Source organism: Stutzerimonas tarimensis (assembly GCF_042648805.1).
GTDB lineage: Bacteria > Pseudomonadota > Gammaproteobacteria > Pseudomonadales > Pseudomonadaceae > Azomonas > Azomonas tarimensis.
The window spans coordinates 540,129-564,038 of the sequence record NZ_JBHRXZ010000022.1 but is presented as its reverse complement, the minus strand read 5'-3'; the positions used below and the strand labels follow the sequence as shown (position 1 = coordinate 564,038).

Annotated in this window: 22 protein-coding genes and 1 tRNA gene; 13 read left to right on the top strand and 10 right to left on the bottom strand. The window is 64.8% G+C overall.

The window, feature by feature from the left end; translation table 11 throughout:
* The first annotated feature begins 11 nt into the window (after positions 1–11).
* The 7 genes from trbL to ACFOMF_RS11745 all read left to right on the top strand — a co-directional run bounded on the left by trbL (position 12) and on the right by ACFOMF_RS11745 (position 5,945).
* The gene (gene trbL, locus ACFOMF_RS11775) at positions 12–1,388 is read left to right on the top strand and encodes a P-type conjugative transfer protein TrbL (RefSeq protein ID WP_386365020.1); all 1,377 of its coding nucleotides are present in this window, start codon (positions 12–14) and stop codon (positions 1,386–1,388) included.
* A gap of 18 nt (positions 1,389–1,406) precedes the next feature.
* Entirely contained in the window at positions 1,407–2,111 is a 705-nt protein-coding gene (trbF, locus tag ACFOMF_RS11770; protein ID WP_386365019.1) for a conjugal transfer protein TrbF, read from the top strand.
* Positions 2,108–3,100: a P-type conjugative transfer protein TrbG gene (gene trbG / locus ACFOMF_RS11765; RefSeq protein ID WP_386365018.1), complete on the top strand. Its 993-nt coding sequence runs from the start codon at positions 2,108–2,110 to the stop codon at positions 3,098–3,100. Before trbF ends, trbG begins: the two co-directional genes overlap by 4 nt.
* Positions 3,101–3,102: 2 nt before the next feature.
* A complete protein-coding gene (locus ACFOMF_RS11760; protein WP_386365016.1) occupies positions 3,103–4,395 on the top strand; it encodes a TrbI/VirB10 family protein in 1,293 nt (430 codons plus the stop codon).
* On the top strand, positions 4,392–4,616 hold the full coding sequence (locus tag ACFOMF_RS11755; protein ID WP_386365014.1) for a DUF2274 domain-containing protein: 225 nt from the start codon (positions 4,392–4,394) through the stop codon (positions 4,614–4,616). Before ACFOMF_RS11760 ends, ACFOMF_RS11755 begins: the two co-directional genes overlap by 4 nt.
* Before the next feature lie 117 nt (positions 4,617–4,733).
* The gene (locus ACFOMF_RS11750; RefSeq protein WP_386365013.1) at positions 4,734–5,366 is read left to right on the top strand and encodes a DUF5677 domain-containing protein; all 633 of its coding nucleotides are present in this window, start codon (positions 4,734–4,736) and stop codon (positions 5,364–5,366) included.
* Between the two features lie 39 nt (positions 5,367–5,405).
* Positions 5,406–5,945, top strand: coding sequence for a hypothetical protein (locus ACFOMF_RS11745; protein ID WP_386365011.1), 540 nt, complete (start codon positions 5,406–5,408; stop codon positions 5,943–5,945).
* 438 nt (positions 5,946–6,383) lie between these two features.
* Here the strand turns inward: ACFOMF_RS11745 and hisF are convergent, their stop codons facing one another.
* From hisF to hisB, 4 genes are all read right to left on the bottom strand, one after another.
* Positions 6,384–7,154, bottom strand: a complete 771-nt coding sequence (hisF, locus tag ACFOMF_RS11740) for an imidazole glycerol phosphate synthase subunit HisF (protein WP_386365009.1) — start codon at positions 7,152–7,154, stop codon at positions 6,384–6,386.
* A 102-nt stretch (positions 7,155–7,256) separates the two neighbouring features.
* A complete protein-coding gene (gene hisA, locus ACFOMF_RS11735) occupies positions 7,257–8,000 on the bottom strand; it encodes a 1-(5-phosphoribosyl)-5-[(5-phosphoribosylamino)methylideneamino]imidazole-4-carboxamide isomerase (protein ID WP_386365007.1) in 744 nt (247 codons plus the stop codon).
* Positions 8,001–8,063: 63 nt separating this feature from the next.
* Complete coding sequence (hisH, locus tag ACFOMF_RS11730; RefSeq protein ID WP_386365004.1) at positions 8,064–8,702, bottom strand: imidazole glycerol phosphate synthase subunit HisH; 639 nt, start codon at positions 8,700–8,702, stop codon at positions 8,064–8,066.
* On the bottom strand, positions 8,702–9,295 hold the full coding sequence (hisB, locus tag ACFOMF_RS11725; RefSeq protein WP_386365002.1) for an imidazoleglycerol-phosphate dehydratase HisB: 594 nt from the start codon (positions 9,293–9,295) through the stop codon (positions 8,702–8,704). Before hisB ends, hisH begins: the two co-directional genes overlap by 1 nt.
* A gap of 117 nt (positions 9,296–9,412) precedes the next feature.
* On the opposite strand from hisB, the gene panM reads away from it, so the two are divergent.
* The 6 genes from panM (at position 9,413) to ACFOMF_RS11695 (ending at position 15,015) form a co-directional block, all read left to right on the top strand.
* Positions 9,413–9,811, top strand: a complete 399-nt coding sequence (gene panM / locus ACFOMF_RS11720; RefSeq protein ID WP_386365000.1) for an aspartate 1-decarboxylase autocleavage activator PanM — start codon at positions 9,413–9,415, stop codon at positions 9,809–9,811.
* Positions 9,812–9,862: 51 nt separating this feature from the next.
* The gene (locus ACFOMF_RS11715; protein ID WP_386364998.1) at positions 9,863–12,061 is read left to right on the top strand and encodes an AsmA family protein; all 2,199 of its coding nucleotides are present in this window, start codon (positions 9,863–9,865) and stop codon (positions 12,059–12,061) included.
* Positions 12,058–13,125, top strand: coding sequence for an A/G-specific adenine glycosylase (mutY, locus tag ACFOMF_RS11710; RefSeq protein ID WP_386364995.1), 1,068 nt, complete (start codon positions 12,058–12,060; stop codon positions 13,123–13,125). The genes ACFOMF_RS11715 and mutY overlap by 4 nt, the downstream gene beginning before the upstream one ends.
* Positions 13,122–13,394, top strand: coding sequence for an oxidative damage protection protein (locus tag ACFOMF_RS11705; protein ID WP_386364993.1), 273 nt, complete (start codon positions 13,122–13,124; stop codon positions 13,392–13,394). The genes mutY and ACFOMF_RS11705 overlap by 4 nt, the downstream gene beginning before the upstream one ends.
* 185 nt (positions 13,395–13,579) lie before the next feature.
* A tRNA-Phe gene (locus ACFOMF_RS11700) sits at positions 13,580–13,655 on the top strand.
* A 442-nt stretch (positions 13,656–14,097) separates the two neighbouring features.
* Positions 14,098–15,015, top strand: coding sequence for a DUF389 domain-containing protein (locus tag ACFOMF_RS11695; RefSeq protein ID WP_386364992.1), 918 nt, complete (start codon positions 14,098–14,100; stop codon positions 15,013–15,015).
* A 234-nt stretch (positions 15,016–15,249) separates the two neighbouring features.
* Here ACFOMF_RS11695 and ACFOMF_RS11690 read toward each other — a convergent pair whose 3' ends face one another.
* The 6 genes from ACFOMF_RS11690 to ACFOMF_RS11665 form a co-directional block, all read right to left on the bottom strand.
* Positions 15,250–17,268 (bottom strand): polysaccharide biosynthesis protein, encoded by a 2,019-nt coding sequence (locus ACFOMF_RS11690; protein ID WP_386364990.1) that lies wholly within the window; start codon positions 17,266–17,268, stop codon positions 15,250–15,252.
* Positions 17,269–17,327: 59 nt separating this feature from the next.
* Positions 17,328–18,353, bottom strand: coding sequence for an MraY family glycosyltransferase (locus ACFOMF_RS11685; protein ID WP_386364988.1), 1,026 nt, complete (start codon positions 18,351–18,353; stop codon positions 17,328–17,330).
* A complete protein-coding gene (locus tag ACFOMF_RS11680; protein ID WP_386364985.1) occupies positions 18,350–19,306 on the bottom strand; it encodes a UDP-glucose 4-epimerase family protein in 957 nt (318 codons plus the stop codon). The genes ACFOMF_RS11685 and ACFOMF_RS11680 overlap by 4 nt, the downstream gene beginning before the upstream one ends.
* 200 nt (positions 19,307–19,506) lie before the next feature.
* Positions 19,507–20,769 (bottom strand): lipid IV(A) 3-deoxy-D-manno-octulosonic acid transferase, encoded by a 1,263-nt coding sequence (gene waaA / locus ACFOMF_RS11675; RefSeq protein WP_386364982.1) that lies wholly within the window; start codon positions 20,767–20,769, stop codon positions 19,507–19,509.
* Between the two features lie 51 nt (positions 20,770–20,820).
* Positions 20,821–22,257, bottom strand: coding sequence for an oligosaccharide flippase family protein (locus ACFOMF_RS11670; RefSeq protein ID WP_386364980.1), 1,437 nt, complete (start codon positions 22,255–22,257; stop codon positions 20,821–20,823).
* Positions 22,254–23,813, bottom strand: coding sequence for a hypothetical protein (locus tag ACFOMF_RS11665; protein ID WP_386364978.1), 1,560 nt, complete (start codon positions 23,811–23,813; stop codon positions 22,254–22,256). Before ACFOMF_RS11665 ends, ACFOMF_RS11670 begins: the two co-directional genes overlap by 4 nt.
* Positions 23,814–23,910 lie beyond the last annotated feature (97 nt).

Below are 23,910 nucleotides of genomic sequence, written 5' to 3'. Positions count from 1 at the left end.
GGAGCCAGATCATGAACGACGTGACGGTCATCGACCGCTTTCTGGATACGTTCTCGCGCTACATCGACTCCGGGTTCGGGCTGCTGCAAGGCGAAGTGGCGTTCCTGACCGCCACGCTCATCGTCATCGACATGACCATCGCCGGTTTGTACTGGGCGATGAGCCACGCCACCGGCCAGGGCGAGGACGTGATCGCCAAGCTGCTGCGCAAGGTGCTCTACGTCGGCGCCTTCGCCTACATCATCGGCAACTTCAACTGGCTGGCCGGCATCGTGTTCCGGTCGTTCGCCGGGTTGGGGCTGACGGCCACCGGCTCGGCCATCACGATGGAGAACTTCCTGCAACCGGGCCGGCTGGCGAAGGCCGGCATCGACGCGGCCGCGCCGATTCTGGAGCAAGTCGGCGACATGGCCGGTTTCCCCGAGGTGTTCGTCAATCTCGATGCCATCGCGGTGATGTTCTTCGCCTGGCTGGTGGTCGTCCTGTGCTTCTTCGTCTTGGCGATCCAACTTTTCATCACGCTGATCGAGTTCAAGCTGACCACGCTCGCCGGCTTTGTGCTGGTGCCGTTCGCACTGTGGAACAAGACCAGCTTCCTCGCCGAGAAGGTGCTGGGCAACGTGGTGTCGTCGGGCATCAAGGTGCTGGTGCTGGCCGTCATCGTCGGCATCGGTTCGGGCCTGTTCGCCGAGTTCCAGGTGCATCCCGACGAACCATCCATCGACCATGCGCTGGTCATCATGCTGGCGTCGCTTTCGCTGCTGGCGCTGGGGATCTTCGGGCCGGGCATCGCCACCGGCCTGGTGTCCGGTGCGCCGCAGCTTGGCGCGGGCGCGATGGCCGGTGCCGCTGTCGGCGCTGCCGGCACGGCCGTCGCCATCGGCGCCGCCGCGACCGGCGTAGGCGGTGCCGTAGCCGCCGGGGCGCGCATGGCGCCAGCCGCCGCGAAGCTGGCCGGCAGCGGCGCGCGTGCCGCGACTTCTGCTGCCGGCAGCGCCGGTGCGGCATTCCGGGCCGGTTCCGCCGCTGCGGGCGGCGGGGCCAAAGGGGCGATGGCTGGTATGGGCAACGTCGCCAAGACCGGCGCGCAGGCGGCGGGCCGCCGCGCCGCGTCCGGCGCTTCCGCTGCTGGGCAGAAGATGGCCGGCCCTTTCCGCGCCGGATGGAACGGCGCGGAGGCCGACGGCGGCGCAGGGGCCACATCCGGCGCCGGTGCAGCCGCAGACGATGCCGCCGGCTCGCAGAAGCAGGAGCAGCCCGCCTGGGCCAAGCGGATGCACCGCCGCCAGCAGATCACCCATGCCGCCACCACCGCCGCCCACACGCTGCGCGGTGGCGACGGCGGCGGCTCCGGGCAAGGCCCGAGCCTGCGCGATTCCGACACCTGACCTTCAAGGAGAACACCCATGCGATTCAAACGACCGCAGGTGCGCTACGCCGACACGCCGCAGCCTACCACTCCCTATCAAGCCGCCGCGCAGGTGTGGGACGACCGTATCGGCTCGGCGCGTGTGCAGGCGAAGAACTGGCGGTTCATGGCCTTCGGCTGCCTGGTGCTCGCGCTGCTGATGGCCGCCGGCCTGGTGTGGCGCTCGGCGCAGTCCATCGTCACGCCCTATGTCATCGAGGTCGATCAGGCCGGGCAGGTGCGCGCCGTGGGCGAGGCCGCCACGCCGTACCGGCCCGCCGACGCGCAGATCGCGCATCACCTGGCGCGCTTCGTGACGCTGGTGCGTTCGCTGTCCATCGACCCCATCGTGGTGCGGCAGAACTGGCTCGATGCCTACGACTACACCACCGACAAGGGCGCGGCGGTGCTCAACGACTACGCCCGCACCAACGACCCCTTCACCCGTGTCGGCAAAGAAACGGTGACGGTGCAGATCACCAGCGTCGTGCGCGCAAGCGACACGTCGTTCAACGTGCGCTGGACGGAACGCCGCTACGTCAACGGCGCGGCCGCCGGGCTGGAGCGGTGGACGGCCGTGGTGTCCATCGTGCTGCAAACCCCGCGCACCGAAGAACGCCTGCGCCGCAATCCCCTGGGCATCTACGTCAATGGTCTGTCGTGGAGCCGAGAACTGGATTCTTCCGATGGAGCCAAACCATGAAATCGCTTATCCGTTTTTACGCTTTCCCTTTGATGCTGGTGGCCCTGGCGGGCTGCGCCACGCAGGGCAAGCCGCCGCCCGTGATCCCCCTCGACGAGCCGGTGGAAGCGCAATTCATTCCCGAGCCACCGGCGCCGGTGGAAGTCGTCGCCTTGCCCGAGCCGTTGGCGCTGCCGGCGCAGTTGAAGCCGCTGCCGGATGGCGAGGACGCCGAGCCTGCACCGGAACCGGCCGACGAAACCGTGCGCGTGTCCAAGGCCAACAGGGAGGCGCGCGTCGCGCCCACACGCGAGGGCTATGTCAATGCGATTCAGGTGTGGCCCTTCACCGATGGCGCGCTGTACCAAGTTTATGCCGCGCCGGGGCGTGTGACCGTGGTTTCGCTCCAGCCGGGCGAGGAACTGGTGACGGTGGCCGCCGGCGATACCGTGCGCTGGATCGTCGGCGACACGTCCAGCGGTGCCGGCGACGAACTGCGCGTCAACGTGCTGGTCAAGCCCGTGCGTTCGGGCCTCAAGACCAATCTGGTCATCACCACCAACCGTCGCACCTATCTGCTGGAGCTGACTTCGACCGAGCGCGCGTGGATGGCATCCGTCTCTTGGGATTACCCGCGCGACCGGATGCTGGCGTTGCAGCGCCAGGCACAGGCCGCTCAGACGGCCGCGCCGGTCGATACCGGGCTTTCGCTGGAGCGCATCCGCTTCCGTTACGCGATCAGCGGCAGCAATCCGTCATGGAAGCCGCTGCGCGCCTTTGATGACGGCGAGAAGGTCTATATCCAGTTCCCGGCAGGCATCGCCCAGGGCGAGCTGCCGCCCTTGTTCGTCATCGGCGCGCAAGGTGACGGGCAACTGGTGAACTACCGTTTCCGCTCGCCGTACTACATCGTGGATCGCCTGTTTGGTGCGGCCGAACTGCGCCTGGGCGGGGACAAGGGCGACGTGGTGCGAATCGAACGCACCGATGGCGTGGCGCGGAGGAATTGAGCATGAGCCAGGACGACACTCCCGACCTTGCCATCCCGCAGGCGGACAAGGTGGCCCCGGAAACGGTGGCGCTGCGCGCCCAGCCGCGCTCGGTCACACGGTTGAACCGGCGCGTGCTGGCGATCATCGCCGGCGGCTTCTCGGTCGCCGTGCTGGGCGCGCTGATGTGGTCGCTGCAACCACAGCGGCGCGGCTCAGGCGAATCCACCGAGCTGTACAACGTGGATCGCGTCTCGCGCTCCGAAGGGCTGGAGCGGCTCCCAACCGACTATTCCCAACTGCCGCCCGCCTTGCCTCCCGAGGTGCCGGAACTGGGGCCGCCGCTGCCGGGCGATCTTGGCCCGGCCATCGTCAATGCGCAGCAGCAGCCGGCCGCCGGCTATGCGCCCCCCGGCCACGACCCGGCCGAGGCCGAGCGCCTGGCCCGCTTGAAGGAGGCCGAGGAAGCGGCCGCATCATCCGTGTTCTTCCGCTCGGGCACGCAAGGCGCCGCGCCGGTGGCCCAGTCGCAGGTCGCCGCTGCGCCTGGCTTCTCTGCCAATGCGGCCTTCGATCCGATGGCCGCCGGGCCGGCCTCGACGGCGGCCCAGCCCGCCGATCCGACCGCCATGCAGAACCGGCAGGAGCAGAAAGAGGCGTTCCTGCAAGACGCTTCTACGGAAACCCGTAATTCCGGCAACCTGACCCTGCCGGCCTCGCCGTATCAGGTCATGGCCGGAACGGTGGTCGCCGCTGCACTGGTGACGGGTATCAAGTCGGACTTGCCGGGCGACGTGATCGCCACGGTCACGGAGCCGGTCTATGACACAGCCACCGGCAAGTTCCTGCTGATCCCGCAGGGCTCGCGCATCCTCGGCCGCTACAACAGCCAGGTGAGCTACGGGCAAAGCCGGGTTCAAGTCGTCTGGAACCGGATCATCCTGCCGGACACGTCTTCGCTCACGCTCGACAACCTGGTGGGCACCGATCCGGCCGGCTATGCCGGGCTGGAAGACGACGTGGACTGGCATTGGGATCGGATCTTTGCCGGCGCCGTGCTGACCACGCTGCTGGGCATCGGCGCCGAGCTGGCCGCGCCGGAGAACCGTCAGGACGGCGATCGCATCATCATCGCCGGGCGCGACAGCGCGCAGGACAGCATCAACCAGGTCGGGCAGGAGATGACCCGCCGCAACATGAACATCCAGCCGACCTTGAGCGCAAGGCCCGGCTTGCCGGTGCGCATCATCGTCAACCGTGGTCTGGTGCTGCGGCCATACCAGCCGCTGTTCTTCAACAAGGGGACTTCCAGATGAGCACGACCAGGAAACTGCGGCTGGGGCCGCTGCCCAAGACCGAGAACGTCAAGCTGACCTTTGCCTGCCCGGCCAGCCTGAAAACCGACCTCGACCGCTACGCCACGCTACACGCACAGGCATATGGCGAGGCGGTCGATGCCACGACGCTGATCCCGCACATGCTGGAGGCGTTCATGGCGGGGGATCGGGGATTTAAGAGAACAAGCACCAAGACCTGAATTGGTTGATATTTTAGTATAGTGAAACACCTGAAATACAGGTGCCGTTAACCGAATGAACACATATTGCGAGACCAATAGTGCCAGAGGGTATTTTTAATACAGGTAGAAGTTTAAATGACAGACGAAACCCCAGAAGCGCTCACACACGATGAGATAGTTGACTTCTCCTCCTTGGGTGGTAAGCCAAGCGATGACTACATGCGCGTTGTCGATATGCTGGACAATGTTGTTCGAGAGTGTATGTACGTGTCACGGAGCTATAGTGGCGTAGCATCCCCAAGTGCCAAGCACTACGATTCGTCGGTCTTGTTCACGGCACTTGTGACCAAGGGAGTGACTCTTGCTCAGATCATGCCCTTCACTCCTTGGGTGGATAAAAAAATCGAGCACTGGGATTACGCTTCTGCTGCTGGAATTACTCGAACGATGCTGGAGCTTCGGATCGCGTTTTACTATTTGTGCACTGAAGAATGTGACGAAAAAGAATGGGAGTGCCGTTGGAATATATTTAATCTCCACGACTGCACCTCTCGCATCCGCATGTTCACAGCAATTGAAAACAATGAAGAAGTAGAAAAGTTGTCGCAGGCGGCCGACGAAATACGTGAGCGAATCAGGGTGAACCCATTCTTTGATACCCTGCCAGAGAAAAAGAAGAAAACTGCATTGCATGGGCAATCAGCTTATCTTTTTCCGCTTGAGGATATAGCTGAGAAGGCTGGAATTGAGAAGGCCCAATTTAGGTGACTGTACGTTCTCCTTTCATCTCACGTCCATGCGTTGCCGATGTCTTTCTTTCGTATCGGTGAGGAGCGGGGCAGAGGGTTGCCAACGCCTGTAGAGGAAGGTTATACGTCAATATGTTTGTCACTTGCATCCACATTCCTCGTGAAAACACGTGATGAGGTTCATTCCTTATTCCGAGATTACAAAGCAAGGGCTGATGAAATAATTGAGCGCGAAAACCGGGAAGCCATAGAGGCCATAGAAACCTTGGAGGCTAAGACAAAGGTCGCAGCTTCTGACGGCATGAAGGTTGGCGAGACGAAATTATTGCTCTCCACTGAGACTATGACCATTGAAGCCACTCTGGTACAGGAGGACACAGTAGAGGTACGTTACCGAGATGCTAAAACAGGGGCGATTGTGCTGCAAAGTACCGAGTCGGAAGCGGGAACATATCTCGATCTTTACGATCTCTACTACTGGACGTTTATGCTGAATGGCGAGCGTGTAACTAACGACCAAATGAGCTTCATGGACGGAAACGATTTTGCGTTCAAAGCTGACCCACACACTAGAACGCTACATTTCAAGCACGGCTAATAACCAAGGCTCCCATGCCCCTTTGTGGTAGGGGCTAGTGAGGAACTTGGTTTAACGTCTGATGACAGCATGCGCATAGGTGGGCTAGGCTTGCTGAGGTAGGCCCATTCTTAGCAAATGTCTGCACCGCCTCAGCGCGCCCCGGCTTGCTTTCCACAGGCTCTCATGTGGCTCCCAGCCCACAACGCCGCATCCGCTGCAAGCGACATGAAACAGAGCTAACCTATTGCCCTGTATGTGGTTTCAAGCCTAGCGTGATTTCCACGAAAGTCTTGACACCGGCCCTTTTTTGGGCGGCACCAGGACGGCTTACAGCGTTGAGGCCCGCCGGGCGCGGCCGCTCCACGCTTGTTGTCGCAGGGGCAGACCGGGCTCTCGAGGATATAACTGAAGCCGGAGCTCGCCAGCGGCCAGAACCTGGCGCTGCCCCATCAGCCTTCAGCGCATGACGATGCCACGGCTGGCCATGTAGGCCTTGGCTTCGGGCACTGTGTATTCGCCGAAATGGAAGATGCTCGCCGCGAGCACCGCGTCGGCCTTGCCCTCGAGCACGCCGTCAGCCAGGTGCTGCAGGTTGCCGACCCCTCCCGAGGCGATCACCGGGATGCTGAGCGCCTCGCTGATGGCGCGGGTGACGCCCAGGTCGTAGCCGCTCTTCACGCCGTCCTGGTCCATGCTGGTGAGCAGGATTTCGCCAGCGCCGAGGTCTTCCATCTTCTTTGCCCAGAGCACCGCATCCAGCCCGGTAGGCTTGCGTCCGCCATGGGTGAAGATCTCCCAGCGCGGGGTTTCCCCAGGGCCTGACACCCGCTTGGCGTCGATGGCGACGACGATGCACTGGGAGCCGAAACGCTCGGCGGCCTCACCGACGAATTCGGGGTCGAACACCGCGGCGGTGTTGATCGACACCTTGTCCGCACCGGCATTGAGCAGGTTGCGAATGTCGCTGACGCTGCGCACCCCGCCGCCCACGGTCAGCGGGATGAACACCTGGCTGGCCATGCGCTCCACGGTGTGCAGCGTGGTATCGCGCCCTTCATGGCTCGCCGTGATGTCGAGAAAGGTGATCTCGTCGGCACCCTGCTCGTCGTAACGCCGGGCGATCTCGACAGGATCACCGGCATCGCGGATGTTCTCGAACTTGACGCCCTTGACCACTCGACCGTTTTCCACGTCGAGGCAGGGGATGATGCGTTTGGCCAGCGCCATGCTTTTCTCCGAAAAGAGCTGCAAGCGGCAAGCTTCAAGTAAAAGCGAAAAGACCCTTCCGTGTCGCTTCCAGTCTCGGACCTGTAACTTGCAGCTCGCTGATTATTCGTCTTTGACCCTGAGATCACAGAGGGCCTGCGCCTCGGCCACATCCAGGGTGCCCTCGTAGATCGCCCGGCCGGTGATGGCGCCGATGATGCCCGGGGCGTTGGCATCGAGCAGGGTCTGGATGTCGCCAATGTTGTGGATGCCGCCGGAGGCGATAACCGGGATCCTGGTGGCGCTGGCCAGGGCCGCGGTGGCCTCGACGTTGCAGCCCTGCATCATCCCGTCCTTGGCGATGTCGGTGTAGACGATGGCGGAGACGCCGTCGGCCTCGAAGCGCCTGGCCAGGTCGATGACCTGCACGCTGGACACTTCGGCCCAGCCGTCGGTGGCGACGAAGCCGTCTCTGGCGTCCAGGCCGACGATCACCTTGCCGGGGAACGCCCGGCAGGCCTCGCCGACGAACTCGGGCTGCTTGACTGCCTTGGTGCCGATGATCACGTAACCCACGCCGGCACGGACGTAGTGCTCGATGGTCTCCAGCGAGCGGATGCCGCCGCCGATCTGGATCGGCAGTTCGGGGAAGCGCCGGGCGATGGCGGTGACCACTTCACCGTTGACCGGTTGCCCCTCGAACGCGCCGTTCAGGTCCACCAGATGCAGCCGCCGGCAGCCGGCCTGCACCCACCTGGCGGCCATGCTCACCGGATCGTCGGAAAACACCGTGGAGTCGTCCATGCGGCCCTGGCGCAGACGCACGCAGGCACCGTCCTTCAAATCAATTGCCGGGATGATCAGCATTACCTTTTCCTTCGGAAAGAACTTCAGGCTACAAGCGGAACGGCTTGCGGCTTGCGGCTCGAATTACCAACGCCCATCCCACGCCGCGAAGTTCTGCAGCAGCTGCAGCCCATTGGTATGGCTTTTCTCGGGATGGAACTGCACGGCGAAGCGCGAGCCGTCGGCCAGCGCGGCGGCGAAGTCACGGCCGTAGTGGCCACGGCCGACGACCTGGCGCGGATTGGTCGCCTCGACGTAGAAGCTGTGCACGAAATAGAAGCGATCGGAATCGGCGATGCTGTGCCAGAGCGGGTGGTCGACGGCCTGCTTGACCTCGTTCCAGCCCATGTGCGGCACCTTGAGGGATTCGCCATCCTCCTCCAGATCCTTGCCGAAGTAGCGCACCTGGCCGGGGAACAGACCGATGCAGTCGACCCCACCGTTCTCCTCGCTGCGCTCCATCAGCGCCTGCATGCCCACGCAGATGCCCAGGAACGGCCGGTCGACGCTGACCTCACGGACCAGCTCGTCGAAACCGAGGCGGCGGATCTCGGCCATGCAGTCGCGGATCGCACCGACGCCGGGAAAGACCACCCGGTCAGCCTCGCGGATCACCTGCGCATCGCTGGTGACCAGCACCCGGCCGGCCCCCACGTGCTCGAGTGCCTTGGCCACGGAATGCAAGTTGCCCATGCCGTAATCGATGACGGCGACCGTCTGCATTACAGGCACCCCTTGGTCGAGGGCATCTGCCCGGCCATGCGCTCGTCGAGCTCGACGGCCATGCGCAGGGCACGGCCAAAGGCCTTGAACACCGTCTCGATCTGGTGGTGGGTGTTGGTGCCGCGCAGGTTGTCGATGTGCAGGGTGACCTGGGCGTGATTGACGAAGCCCTGGAAGAATTCCTGGAACAGGTCCACGTCGAAGCGGCCCACCACGGCGCGGGTGTAAGGCACATTCATGTGCAGGCCCGGACGCCCGGAAAAATCGATCACTACCCGCGACAGCGCCTCGTCCAGCGGCACGTAGGAATGCCCATAGCGGGTCATGCCCTTCTTGTCTCCGACAGCCTGGGCGAACGCCTGGCCAAGGGTGATGCCGACGTCCTCGACGGTGTGGTGGTCGTCGATGTGCAGGTCACCCTTGCAGACGATGTCCAGGTCGATCAGACCATGGCGGGAAATCTGCTCGAGCATGTGCTCGAGGAAGGGCACGCCAATATCGAAGCGAGCCTTGCCGGTACCGTCCAGGTTGACCGTGGCGGTGATTCGGGTTTCCAGGGTGTTGCGCTCGACGGATGCCGTACGTTCGGCCATCACCAGCTCCACAAAAACGATCAGGAAAAGGCGCTCATTATAGGCGTGCGGCGCAGCACCCGGCTACCGGCGTTCGGCGGAGCGGACTACACTGACCCGCCCAGCCAGGAGCCTGCCATGCCTGTTCTCATCGAAGCGGTCAGCGATCCCAGCTCCCAGGACCTGAGTGACCTGGCGAAAATCTACGCCGACGCCCCGGACTGGCTGCTGCAGCCCTACCAGAACGCCGCTGAGCTGATCGAGGCGGGACTGCGCGACGGCCGGCTGTTCGCCGGGCGTTTCAATGACCGCCTGCTCGGCGCCGCGCTCCTGCAGCGCGGCGAGCCCGCCTGGCGGCTGTCGCACCTCTGCGTTCGCAAGGTCACCCGTCGTCGCGGGGTGGGCAAACGCCTGCTGGAGGAGGCCACGCGCCTGGCCATCGAGTCGGGACACCCGCTGCATCTGGCGGCACCGGCGGACCATCTCGAGGCTCAGGCACTCGCCGCGCGCAGCCACCTGCCACTCGAGCCGCTCTGAGCGAGCGCCAGCGTTATACTTGCCCCCTGATTACAACGACAAGGATTCGGCATGAAAGCGCTGGGCAAAATCCTGGGGCTGGTGCTCCTGGGGCTGCTGCTGATCATCGTGGCACTGGGCTTCGCCCTGACCCACCTGTTCGACCCCAACGACTACAAGGACGAGATCCAGCAACTGGCCCGCGAGCGCGCCGGGCTGGACCTGGCGATTGGTGGTGACATCGGCTGGAGCCTGTTTCCCTGGCTGGGCCTGGAGCTGCACGACACCAGCCTGGCCAGCGTCGCCACGCCCGAGCAGCCCCTCGCCAACGTGCGCATGCTTGGCCTTTCGGTACGGGTGATGCCGCTGCTGCGCCGGGAAGTGCAGATGAGCGACATCAGCATCAACGGCCTCAACCTGACCCTGGTCCGCGACGCCCAGGGCCGGGGCAACTGGGAAGGCATCGGTCAGCCCGAAGGCGCTGCGGCACGAGCACCCGCCGAGCCGGCCGAACCCTCGCCTGATGGGCAGCGTCGCCCCGTGGCGCTGGACATCGACAGCCTGACCGTCCGCGACGCCCGCGTCAGCTACCAGGACGCCAGCACCGGCCAGCACCTGAGCGCCGAGAGCATCGAACTGAGCACCGGCGCGATCCGCGAAGACACCCCTGTCGACATTCAGTTGAAGGCCTTTTTCGGCGTCAACCAGCCCGTGGTTCGCGCACGCAGCGAGCTGCGGGCGACCCTGCACCTCGACACTGGCGCGCAAGGGTATCGCCTCGAAGACCTGCGCCTGAACGGCGAGGCGTCGGGCGAGCCCTTCGATGGCCAGACGCTGAATTTCTCTGCCCAGGGCGAACTGCTCGCCGACCTGGCGAGCCAGCAGGCGGAGTGGCGCAACCTGCGCTTCAGCGCCAACGAGCTGCGCGGGCTCGGGGAGCTCAGGGTAGAAAATCTGGACAGCGTTCCGCGCTTCAACGGCACGCTGTCGGTTGCCCGTTTCGACCTCGCCGCCTTTCTGCGCGGCATCGGCCAGACCTTGCCGGAAATGGCGGATAGCACCGCCCTTGGCAACGTGGAGCTGGTCTCGAAGATCACCGGAAGCCAGAACAGCCTGGCCCTGGAAGACCTCGACCTGAAGCTCGATGGCAGCCAGCTGCGCGGGCGCATCGCCGTCACCGATCTCTCCGCCCAGGCCCTGCGCGTCAACCTGACCGGCGACCGGCTGGATCTGGACCGCTATCTGCCGCCGCCGAGCGAGGAGCAGCAGGCCGCCACCGCAGCACGCGACAGCGAGGTGCAGACCGAGGCCATCCTCGCCGGCGGCGGCACCACACCGCTGCCCGAGCAACCGACCCGCCACGCCTGGAGCGAGGAGCCGGTACTGCCCCTCGACAGGCTGCGCCAGCTCGACGTCCGTCTCGATCTGGGCCTGAACGAGCTGACGGTAGCCCGCCTGCCCCTGCAGAAGTTCAGTCTCAAGGCACGTGGCGCGGGCGGCCAGCTGCAGCTCGAAGAACTGCGCGGCGGCCTCTATGGCGGGCAGGTGAACACCAGCGCCAACCTCGATCTGCGCCCGGCCGTTCCGCTGCTCACGCTGCGCCAGCGCATCGCCGAGGTCGCCGTGGAGCAGTTGCTCGAGGCGCAGAACGAGCAGGTGGTCGTCCAGGGACGCCTGACTCTCGACGCCAACCTGCGTACCCGTGGCAACAGCCAGCGCGCCTGGGTCGACGCGCTGGCCGGCGACATTAGCTTCAACATCGCCAACGGGGTGCTGGTCGAGGCCAATCTCGAGGAGCAGATCTGCCGCGCCATCGCCCTTCTCAATCAGCGGGAGCTCACCACCCAGCCGAGCGGCCGCGACACGCCGTTCCGCCAGCTCGGCGGCAGCCTGACGCTGCAGGACGGCGTAGCCAGCAACCGCGACCTGCGCGCAAGCATTCCAGGTCTGACCGTCAACGGCCGCGGCGACGTCGATCTTCGGGTACTGGGCATGGATTACCGTATCGGCGTGGTCATCGAAGGCGACAAGAGCGACATGCCGGACCCCGCGTGCCAGGTCAGCCAGCGCTACGTCGGCCTGGAATGGCCCCTGCACTGCCGCGGGCCGCTGGAACTCGGCGCACGCGCCTGCCGGATCGACCAGAGCGGCCTCGGCCAGATTGCTGCCCGGCTCGCCGGCGACAAGCTCAACGAAAAACTTCAGGAGCAGCTCGGCGACAGGGTCAGCCCTGAGTTGCAGGAGGCCCTCAGAGGGCTGTTCCGCCGATGAGTCCCGAGACCTTCAGCGATGCCGTGCTCGCCTGGTTCGACCGCCATGGGCGCAAGGACCTGCCCTGGCAGCAGGACATCAGCCCGTACCGGGTCTGGGTGTCGGAGATCATGCTGCAGCAGACCCAGGTCGCCACGGTGCTCGCCTACTACGAACGCTTCATGGCCGCCCTCCCGGATGTGAGGGCGCTGGCCGACGCCTCGGAGGACGAAGTACTGCACCTCTGGACCGGCCTCGGCTACTACAGCCGCGCACGCAACCTGCACAAGACCGCCAGGCTCGTCGTCGAACGGCATGACGGGGAATTCCCCCGCTCGGTAGCGGCGCTGGCCGAACTTCCCGGCATCGGCCGCTCCACCGCTGGCGCCATCGCCAGCATCGCCATGGGCCTGCGCGCGCCCATCCTCGACGGCAACGTCAAGCGCGTACTGGCCCGCTACCAGGCCCAGGAAGGCTACCCCGGCGAGCCCAAAGTGGCCCGCGCCCTGTGGGACACCGCCGAACGCTTCACCCCAGATCAACGGGTGAACCATTACACCCAGGCGATGATGGACCTCGGCGCCACCCTCTGCACCCGCAGCAAGCCCAGCTGCCTGCTGTGCCCATTGCGCGGCGGCTGCCAGGCCCACCAGGCGGGCCGCGAGACGGCCTACCCCACGCCCAAGCCACGCAAGGCGCTGCCGCAGAGACACACCCTGATGCCGCTGCTGGTCAATGGCGAGGGCCACATTCTGCTCTACCGGCGACCGTCCAGCGGACTCTGGGGCGGCCTCTGGAGCCTGCCGGAAATCGAGCGGATCGACGACCTCATCCCCCTCGCCGAACGCCACGCCCTGGCGCTTCAGGAGCGTCAGTCCCTGCCCGGCCTCAGCCATACCTTCAGCCACTTCCAGCTTGCCATCGAGCCCTGGCTGATCAGGGTCGACCAATTCCGGAGCCACATCGCCGAAGCCGACTGGCTCTGGTATAACCTCGCCTCCCCGCCGCGCCTGGGTCTCGCCGCCCCGGTCAAGACACTGCTCGAACGCGCGGCCGCCATCCTGCATACAGGAGAACCCGCATGACCCGCACCGTGAACTGCCGCAAGCACAAGCAGGAACTACCCGGCCTCGACCGCCCGCCCTACCCCGGCCCCAAGGGTGAAGACATCTACAACAATGTTTCCAGGCAGGCCTGGGACGAATGGCAGGCGCACCAGACCATGCTCATCAACGAGCGCCGCCTGAACATGATGAACGCCGAAGACCGCAAGTTCCTCCAGGCCGAAATGGACAAGTTCCTTTCTGGCGAAGAGTACGCCCAGGCCGAAGGCTACGTACCGCCAAGCGAATGACCAGAGCACTCGGCGCGCCCGACCTGCGGGCACGCCGAAGCCGTCTCGAAATGGCGGAGCCGGTATCCTGACCATCCAGGCCGTGCATCGGATCCCCACCCTGATCGCTAAGCGCCCGCCGCAGTTAAATTTTTTTGCCGCAGCGCTTGACGCTGCCGACGGAAGTCCGTTTAATACGCGCCGTTGCCCAGGTAGCTCAGTCGGTAGAGCAGGGGATTGAAAATCCCCGTGTCGGCGGTTCGATTCCGTCCCTGGGCACCACCTTTCGTTTTCAGGTGGTGCCAAAACCACCCGAAAGCCCACAAGAAACCCGCCTGGTGCGGGTTTTTTGTTGTCTCTGATTTTCACAGACCTCCCTGGCCATGGATCTGCCCTAAGCGATTCCCCTGACCCGCTCAACCCCAGGCCCCAACCCGGCTTGTCGCCGCCCTCGGCACTACAGTGATGATGTCGCAAGATCATCCAGCGTGTCGCTATCAAAGTCCTCGGTTCGCACCGCTCTATCGCACCCGCCAGCGGAGTTCGAAGGTCATGGGTGAGCGATTCACAAGGGACGGGTAACCGGGCAGGTTGTCTGCTTCGCTGCCCGGCCGGCGCCTGCAGAGGACTGGACACGAACTTCCCAGCCCGACTGCCGCTCACAACTGCGGACGCCTCTGGATGCGCCCTACTGCCTGCCCATCTGTGCACCCGGGAATCAAAGATGCCTCGAACCATACGTATCGCCACCAACGCCTCCAACATCGAGGCCATCCTCCAGGGGGCCGAGTCGGTCGAGGGCATCCTGGGCATTTCCCATCAACCAGGGGCCTCACTGATGCCGCCCGGCGATATCCTCTCGCTGACGGTGACCAACGAAGCCACACGGCCGCTGCTCGCCTTGCTGAAAGCGTTGCGAATAAGCGACAGCGGCAGCGTGGAGATGAGCGAACCGACCAGTCTCGCGGTGGCCGGCAAGCAGCACGAAATCAATAACGAGAGCAACGAGACGGTCTGGGACGAAATGGCCTTCTTGCTGCGCGGCGATACCAATCCTTCGCTCAACTATCTGGTGGCGATGGGCATGGCCGGGGCGATCGCCGCGGGCGGCCTGTGGACAGATACCTTGCACCTGATCGTGGGGGCCATGATCATTGCCCCGGCGTTCGAGCCGCTGGCACGCCTGCCCTTCGCCATGATTACCGGGGCCCGCGACTTGATCTCCACCGGGGTAACCTCGGTACTGGCGGGAAATGCGGTGCTGGTGCTGGGCGCCGCGCTGGCGACCCTGCTGCTCGAAATCTGGGGCACACGCCCTGCCGTTCCCCTGGCCGAGCAGCAATGGATGACCTACTGGTCGACCCCGACCTTCGCCGGCGTACTGATTTCTGCCTTTGGAGCGGTGGCAGGCGCGGTGATCATCGGTGGCCAGCGAGCGGTCCTGACCACCGGCGTGATGATCACCCTGGCGCTGATCCCCAGCATGGCCCTGGTCGGTATGGGCATCGCCACGGCGGACTTCGCCATCGCAGGCCAAGGGCTGCTTCGCTGGCTGCTCGACGCCCTGCTGGTCATCACACTGAGCGCCGCCGTGTTTCGCTTGAAACACCGCTACCTGCACGGTGAACGGACGTTGAGCTGAACCCGCAGGCGAGAGCAGCGACCATTGTGGCCGTATCCGGTGCCCTGGTGCTTTCGCTCCAATTACGGAGGGCAGGGCGTCGATAGCTGACGCTGCTGATTTATGATCACCTACCTGAAGGCTGAACAGTTACAGATAGGGTCGGTAGCAGGCCCAAGAAGCGTGCAGTGAGCAGGCCTGCCGACCTGATCTCATGAGTTGCGACGCCACTCTCGGTCGTCGACGGTGGGAGGCTCAGCCCAGGCCGTGCTCGCCTGGCTGCGGTGGGATCACCGCCTGTTCGCGCTGCTGGTGAATCCAGTCGACGATCTCGCCTTCAGGAACGTAGCCGTTCACCTCGGCACGCAGGATCTGCCGCACCCGGACGAAATCATCCGCTTCCACGGCGCGCACCAAGTCCTTGAGCACCTCGCGCAACGGGTCCCACGGGAGGTGCTCTTCATGGGCGCTCATGATCATGGGGTGGTCGGTCGGCGTTACGTTGTCGCCGATCAGCAGCTCCTCATACAGCTTCTCGCCCGGGCGCAGACCGGTGAACTCGATGGCGATATCGCCCTTGGGGTTCTGTTCGTTGCGCACTGAAAGACCGGACAGGCGGACCATTTTCTCCGCCAGTTCGGCGATCCGTACCGGCTCACCCATCTCCAGCACGAAGACGTCGCCGCCCCGCCCCATCGAGCCTGCCTGGATGACCAGCTGCGCGGCCTCGGGGATGGTCATGAAGTAGCGGGTGATGTTGGGATGGGTCACGGTGATCGGCCCACCCCGTTTGATCTGGTCCCTGAACAGGGGTATCACCGAGCCGGAGGAGCCCAGCACATTGCCGAAGCGCACCATGGTGAAGCGGGTCTTGTTGACGCGATGAACGCCGCTGCGATCACCAAACAGGACGGGAGCCGATTCCTGGCTGAGCGCCTGTAGCACCATTTCGGCGAGCCGCTTGGTGCTGCCCATCACATTGGTCGGTCGCACCGCCTTGTCGGTGGAGATCAGTACGAAGTTTCTGACACCGCCCATGATCGCTGCCTGGGCGGTATTGAGGGTGCCCATGACGTTGTTGAGCACACCTTCGGCCACATTGTGCTCGACCATGGGGACATGCTTGTAGGCAGCCGCGTGGTAGACCGTCTCGATCCGCCAGGTCCGGATGACGTCGGCGACGCGCACAGGGTTGCGAATCGAGCCCAGGATAGGCACCAGGACGGTGCTCAGCGCCTTGCGGCGGATGAGCTGTTCAAGCTCCTGGTGGATGCTGTAGAGGTTGAATTCGCTGTGCTCGAACAACAGCAGGGTGGTGGGCTGCTGGGTCAGGATCTGGCGGCACAGCTCGGCGCCAATGGAGCCTCCGGCGCCGGTGACCATCACCGACTGGCCACGTATGCACCGCTCGAACAGGTCCTTGCGCGGCAGTACGGCATCGCGGCCTAGCAGATCGGCGATATCGACTTCCTGCAGGTCCTGGACCTTCACCTGGCCGCTGGCCAGGGCCATCAGGTCCGGCACCGAGCGAACCCGCAGAGGATAGGCCTCGAGGGTGGTGAGGATTTCACGGCGCCGGCCCCGGCTGGTCGAAGGCAGCGCCAGCAGGACCTCCACGGCCCCGGTTTCCCTGATCATCTGCTGGATGTGCTTGGGCTTGTAGACCTTCATGCCGGCGATCATCTGGGTGGCGATGTTGCTGTCGTCATCGATGAAGGCCACCGGGCGCATGGACTTGCCCATCCGCAACGCCGCCACCAGCTGGTTGCCGGCAGTGCCCGCGCCATAGACGGCCACCCGCGTCAGGCCATCGTCGCGAGACATGAAGGGAATCGACATGCCGACGTACCAGTCACCCAGAAAGTACTGGCGCATGACCAGGCGCAGGCCACCAATCAGCATCAGGCTCAACCACCAGTAGTTGAACACCATCGAACGGGGTACCAGGGCGGGCACGTCCCGGTACCAATACACGGCCAGTGCAAGCAGCAACGAGGCCAGCGTCACGGCCTTGACGATGGCCAGCAAGGCATCGTTGCCGAAATAGCGCATGACCGCGCGATACATGCCGAACCTGATGAACAGCGGAATGGATACCAGCGGTGCCGTGATGAACAGCCACGCATGGCCATCGAACGGCTCGATCCTGAAGCTCGAACCCAGGCGCACGTAAAAGGCCATCCACAAGGCTATCCAGATCAGGACGAGATCGGCGGCCAGCTGCGACAGGCGCTTCTGTCGGCGGGATAGCTGCTGAAGCTTTTCACGAAGCATGGGCGGACCTCCCAGCCAGTACGACTGTGACAGCGGACGCCCTGGCTGACGTCCGCACCCTACGGAGCCTCACGGCCACCCGCTCCGTAGCGGATGGCGAGCAAAACCAGCGGTACATAAGCGACGATCAGGCCGAGCATCCCATCGAGCCCACCCCAGGCCACCCAGACAGCGATGGGCAGCAGCCAGGCGAGGTTGATCACCATCACCCCCAGGGTCACCGGCAGGTGGCCGCCGTGACGACGGGACGCTGCCTGGTAGGCGTGGCTTCGATGAGCCTCGTGGACTCTCTCTCCACGCATCAGACGTCGGAGCAGGGTAAAGGTGGCGTCGACGATGAAAACGCCGAGCAGAATCAGCCAGCTCCACAGCAGCACGGGCGCCTGCCAGGCGGCATGGAGCGAGAGAATGCCGAACGCCATGCCGAGAAAGCCGCTCCCCGCATCGCCCATGAACAGGCGTGCCGGAGGGAAGTTCCAGTACAGGAACCCGGCGACGGCAGCCGCCAGCAGCAGCAGGATGGTCGCCGATCGGCTGGCCGCCTCGGTCGCCAGTAGCGCGAACAGCAGGGCGCCCCCCAGGCACAGGGTTATGGCTTGCACACTGGCGATCCCGTCGATGCCGTCCATGAAATTGTAGAGATTCAGCAGCCATACGAGGTAGACCGCGGCGCCGATGTGGCCGAACCAGCCGAGATCGAGTTCCATGCCCAGCACGACCAATGGCGGAAAGCCACCCAGCCAGGCCAGCGCCCAGGTCGCCGCGCAAAAGTGCCCCAGCAGACGCCACCCGGCGGGGATGTGTCCGTGGTCGTCGAAAAAGCCGAGCGCGGCCACCGCCAGCCCTCCGCCAAGCAAGGCCCAGGCGAGCGAGGGCTCCACCGTGCCTCCCAGGAACAGCGCCAGGATCACCAGCAGAAAGCTCACCACGATGGCAACTCCGCCACCGCGTGGGGTCGGGGTGGAATGCGAGCTCCGGGCATTGGGTACATCGACCAGATCCCGTGCCTGGGCGTAGTGGCGCAGGCTGCCCGCCAGCATCAGCGAAAGCCCGGCAACGGCGGGCAGCCACCACCAGGACATCATCGTGGCTGCTCCGCGAGAAAGGCGTCGGCGGTCTTTTTCAGGGCCTGGTTCACGCCTACTGGCGGCTGCCAGCCGAGCAATCGCCGGGCATCGCCGATATCCACCTGCAGGGACCCGCACAGCCGTCGCGCGATATCCTCCCGGCGGGCGAATTTTGCCCCGGCCATCAGCCAGGCTGCGGGCACCGGTATCAGCCGTGGCGAACGCCCCATGGCCAGGGCCACCCGCTGCAGCAGTTCGGTGGTGGACAGATCGTCACCATCGCTGACCAGAAACGTCCGGTTTGCCGCAGCCGGGTGGAGGACGCAGACGCGGATCAAGTCGACCAGGTTATCCAGCGCCACCAGGCTGCGCTTGTTATGCAACGCACCGAGTGGCAGCGGAACCCCCTTGCTCACCCAGCCGAGCAGGCTGCGGAAGTTGGCCTTTACGCCTGGGCCGTACACCAGTACCGGGCGGATCACGACCACGTCCATTCCGGTCTCGCGGCCCAGCGCCAGCAATTGCCTTTCGGCCTCGCACTTGGAGATACCGTAAGGGTCGCCAGGGGCCGGTCGATCCTGAGCGGTATAGGCATGCCCGGGCTCGGTGGCCTCACCATTGACCTTGATGGAGCTCAGGAAAATGAAACGCCTGACACCTGCGTTCGCTGCCTGTCTCGCCAGATGCAAGGTGCCCGCGACATTGACCTTGCGGAATTCGGCAAGCGGATCCGCCGAGGTGTCTTGCATGACATGCGCCCGACCGGCGCAATGGATCACCACCTGAACGCCTTCCAGGCCCACCTGCCAATCATCGGCCAGGTCGCCGATGATGAGCGCGCGGACACCGGGCGGCGCGGCAGTTCCGGGCCGGCGATAAGCCGCTACGGGCTCCCAGTCCGGCTCAGCCTGCAAGCGCGCCAGCACGGCTTGGCCGACGAAGCCACCAGCTCCAGTCACCAGCACCCTCATGCGTCAGAGAACGCGACAGAATGGGGGCGTCATGGCAACCCGGACCGTCAAGCCGTTGTGAAGGGCGCGGTCTTGGGGAGAAAAAGAGGTCCTGCGGGGGGAAATACGCTCCATGGAGGCCACATCTGGTCCTTGCTGCCCGAGACCTTTGAAAGACAGCGCAGAAGCGGCCGAATTCCATTGGGGCAGCGCGGGCAGGCTCAGTGCAACCTTTGGGAGATACCTCTTATCAGGCGCTCCAAGGCCCCCTGGTTTCTGCCGAGCACCTGCCTGCCGGCGGTGGCGAGGGCGTCCCGATGGCTCGCATCTGCCAGCAGATCGCTCACTGCCGCGTGTAACTCCTCGGCCGTCTGCAGGACGCGCAGGACGCCGGGCTCACGCAACTGCTCGGTAATCTCCGCGAAGTTGAACAGATGCGGCCCCGTCAGGATGGGAAGCCCGAGGGCGACAGGCTCCAGCGGGTTATGGCCGCCGATGGGCACCAGGCTGCCGCCGACAAAGGCAACGTCCGCCAGGGCATAGAGATACAGGAGCTCACCCATGGTATCGCCCAGCAACACCTGATGGCTCTCGGTCACCGCATCCCCGGTGGTGCGCCGCTGGGTGGGAAACGAAGCCCGCTGGCAGAGGCCGAAAACGCTGTCGAAGCGCTCGGGGTGCCTTGGCACCAGGATCAGCAGGGCGTCCTGCCGCTCGGTCAGCAACCGGCGGTGAGCCTCCAGAACGATCTCGTCCTCCCCCGCATGGGTGCTGGCAGCGATCCAGACGGGCCGGCTGCCCCAGCCCTGCCGCTGCGCCGCCGCACGGGCAGGAAGCTCCGGGTCGACACTGATGTCGAACTTGATCGAGCCGGTGACGCTGATGCTGTCAGGCGAGGCCCCCAACTGCCGGAATCGCTCGGCTTCGGTTTCGGTCTGCACCGCGATCCAGCTCATCTCTGCCAGCATGGGGCCGGTGAGTTTCGCCAGCCTGGCATAGCCCCGAGCCGAGCGTTCGGAAAGCCGGCCATTGGCCAGGATGGTCGCAATGCCCCGCTTGGAGCACTGGTGAACATGATTCGGCCAGAGTTCGGTTTCCATGATGATTGCGACCTTCGGGCGCAGGCGGTCAAGAAAGCGTGCCGATGCCCAGGGAAGGTCGTAAGGCAAATAGCAATGCTGGACCTGGTCGCCGAACAGCGCCCTGATTCGATCCGAGCCAGTGGGGGTCATGCAGGTGACGGTGACCGGTAACTCGGGGTAGCGCTCCATCAGCGCGCGAATCATCGGCGCCGCCGCGATGCTTTCACCCACCGACACCGCATGCACCCAGATCCCGCCGGGCTGGAATGCAGGCAGCCCGACCGCAAAACGCTCACCGATGCGACGCCGATAGGCCGGGGCCCTGCGCCCGCGCAGCAACAGGCGCAGGGCGATGATCGGAAGGGCGAGATGGAAGAGGATGCTGTAGAGGGAGCGATTCATGGGCGCGGAGAATACCAGCTGGCAGGCTCCTGCGCAGAGGCGGAAAACGCTTCAGCCTGCCCGCTCGCGGACTCCGGCTCTGTTCCAGGCAGAATGACGAAGCAGCAGATACCCGGCAAGGGCGCATGCGGCCCAAAGCGCGGCAGCCAGCAGACCACGCGCCTGAACGCCCAGGAAGGACGAACCAAACACTACGCCAGCCGCCGCCATGGCGATCCCCAGCGGCAGCCAGTGCTGGCTGGAGGGCAGTTGCAGCCAGCGCAGCATCCAGCCCATCGCCAGGGCATCGCCCACGACCCGAAGGGTCCAGACCCAGGCAACTCCGGCGATGCCGTACCAGCGTAGCGCCAGATACAGCGCGGGAAGAAACAGGATGAGTTCGATCAGGTGCAGGCGCGCCATCCAGAACGCCTTGCCGCGACCCAGCAGGTAGGTCTGGTAGATCTGCGCCAGGCAGTTCACCAGCACACCCAGGGACAGGATCCGCAACGGCAGCGAGGCATGTTCGCCGAAGGCCGGCGATATCCAGCCCTGGAGAATCTCGGTCGAGAACAGCACCAATGTGCCTACGACAGGCAGGACCGCAACCAGCACCGCCGAGCAGCCCAGCGTTAGCAGGCCGCTGTGGGCATCCTCGACCTTGCCACTCCTGGCCATCAGGGGAAACAGCACGCCACTGAGTGCCGAAGGCAGGATGAACAGCTTGGTGACGAATTCGTAGGGCGTCGTGTAGTAGGCCAACGATGGAGCGTGCGGCCCTGCGGCCAGGACGAAACGGTCAAGATAGAGCATGACGGCGCTGACCAGGTTCGACACCGTGACCCAGCCGCCAAAGGTCAGCATCCGCCTGAGCTCTGCCCATCGGCGGCCGCGGGTCCCGCGTCCCTTGGCCAGATAAGCCCTGCAGGCCCAGCCCATCACGCACAGCCCGAGGATCCGCGCGGCGAGCATGATGGCGATGATCACGTCGAGGCGCGGCGCATGCTGCAGGGCATATACCGGCGCGATAAAGGTGACCAGTCCAAAGGCGAGACGCACCGCCGACACCACGCCAAAGCGATGGAGCCCTTCAAGCGCCCCTCGCAAACCGCCACCCACTATCACCAGCGGCACGCTGAGCGCCAGCAGCAACGCGCCGTTTCGGTGTTCCTCGCGCTCCAGACCGAAGCGCTGGTGATCGAGCAGCGAAGCGCCAGCCAGCGTCAGCAGCCCCATGAGCAGACCCAGCAGGAGCATCAAGCCGATGCCTGACCTCACGGCCGTGCGAAGCCGGGCAGGCAGTGCGTGCAGCTCCGCGACCCGCTTGGTCAGCGCACGCGAGATGCCCAGGTCGAACAGGCTGGCATACCCGATCACGGCCCACACCAGCGTCAGCACACCGAAACGCTCGAGCCCCAGCGCCTCGATGATCAAGGGCACGGTCAGCAGCCCCACCAGCAGAGGTATGGCCAGCGAGGAAAGGCTCAGCAGGCTGTTGCGCAGGATCATCGCGGCTCGAGACTACGACGATCTCGCCAGCGCCACGCAAGTACCATCATGGCCGCAACCAGGAAGGATAACGCCAGGCCGGCGGCGGGATAGGCCAGGGTGTCGAGATTGGCGTAGAGCCGGGGAAGCTCACCGAGGCAGGACACATCGTCGAAGGAATAGATTCTCCGCTCTGCTGTCTTGAACGCACATCCGCTGAACAGGGCCAGCTGTAGCCAGGCGACGGTCAGGCAGAAGCAGAACGCATAGCCGATCCAGACACGGGCAAGCAGCGGCGCCAGCCGAACCCGCTCCCGGATCAACGACCAACCGCCGGCCAGCAGCAGGCTCAGAGGCCCGACCAGGGTATGCAGGTACCATCCGGGCGCTCCGGCCCCTACCCCCGTGGCCGCAACCCGCACCAGCAGGTAGTAGACCAGCCCGGCACCAACCGCGCCCACCATCAACAGCGCCAGCACCACCGCCTCTGACGCCGGCCGGCGCAACAGCAACAGCGACAGCGGCAGCAGCACCAGCACCGGCAGCACCAGAGGTAGCACCGACCAGACAGGCGGGTAGGCGCTGGAGGCCGAAGCGCCCCAGACAAAGGTCATCAGCATGCCCAGCAGGCCCTTGATCAGCTCGAACGGGTGGGCGAACGCGTTGAGCCAGAACAAGGCTCCGCCCGTCCCCTCTTCCGAAAGCTCGACCAATCCGGTCAGCGAACCCCGCTCGAGCAGGTTGCGCAGATACCAGCCTGCCGAGAACAAGGCGAACAGCAGCCCGGCCAGCAGCGCGCCGCCCCAGGTCCGCCAACGCTCGCCCGAGCCGCCACAACGCCAGCCGAGCCATCCCAGCCAGGCCAGGGCGGCAACTGCCACCGGCAGGAAGGTCACCTTGGTCAGGGCGCCCAGGCCCAGCAGGATTCCGAGCAGCCCGTACCAGGCCCAATGCATGGGCGACAACGCACGACGCAGCAACACCGCCCAGGCCAGCCCCAGTAGCAGAAGAACCAGCGAGTCGTTGCCCAGGCGCGCGAATTCCGGGAAGAAGCCGGGAAACACCAGTGCCCAGGCCCCGGAGATCAAGAAGAAATCCCGCTCAAGATCCGGGAAGCGACGACGCAGCAGATGACGAGTCGCAAGGATCGACACGGCAAAGCCTGCAAAGGCCACCGTCCAGGACGCCAGGCGCAACACCAGCAACTGGCCGGCCCAGGAAAGGCCGGCGGTTTGCGCCACCAAAGGAGCGAGAAGGCTGTAATACAGTGGCGGATGCTGCGCCTGCCAGTTGCTCGCCTCGCCTGGCGAGAAGGCCCTGCTCGTCAATGGCTGGACGTGCACATGGGTGCGTGGGGTCGTATCCCTGCCGAACCATTGCCGATAGGTCCAACCCTCGTTTTCATCGAAGGGCGGGGTCGTGCTGTAGGGCGTCGGCGTAGCCCGCCTGTAGGCTTCCACATCCGTCGACAGCCTGCCTTCCTGCAGGGACGGAGCAGTTCCGGTGTCCGCCAGCTGCTGCGCATACGAGTAATGGGCGAACTCGTCGTAGCCCTCCCAGGGGGGGAGCAGCAGCATGAACGAAACACCCAGAAGATACATGCCCGCCCACAACCCGTACGCAGCCCTCTGCTCTCTGGCAGCCCCGGGAGCAGGCATGGAGTCCCTGGGTATT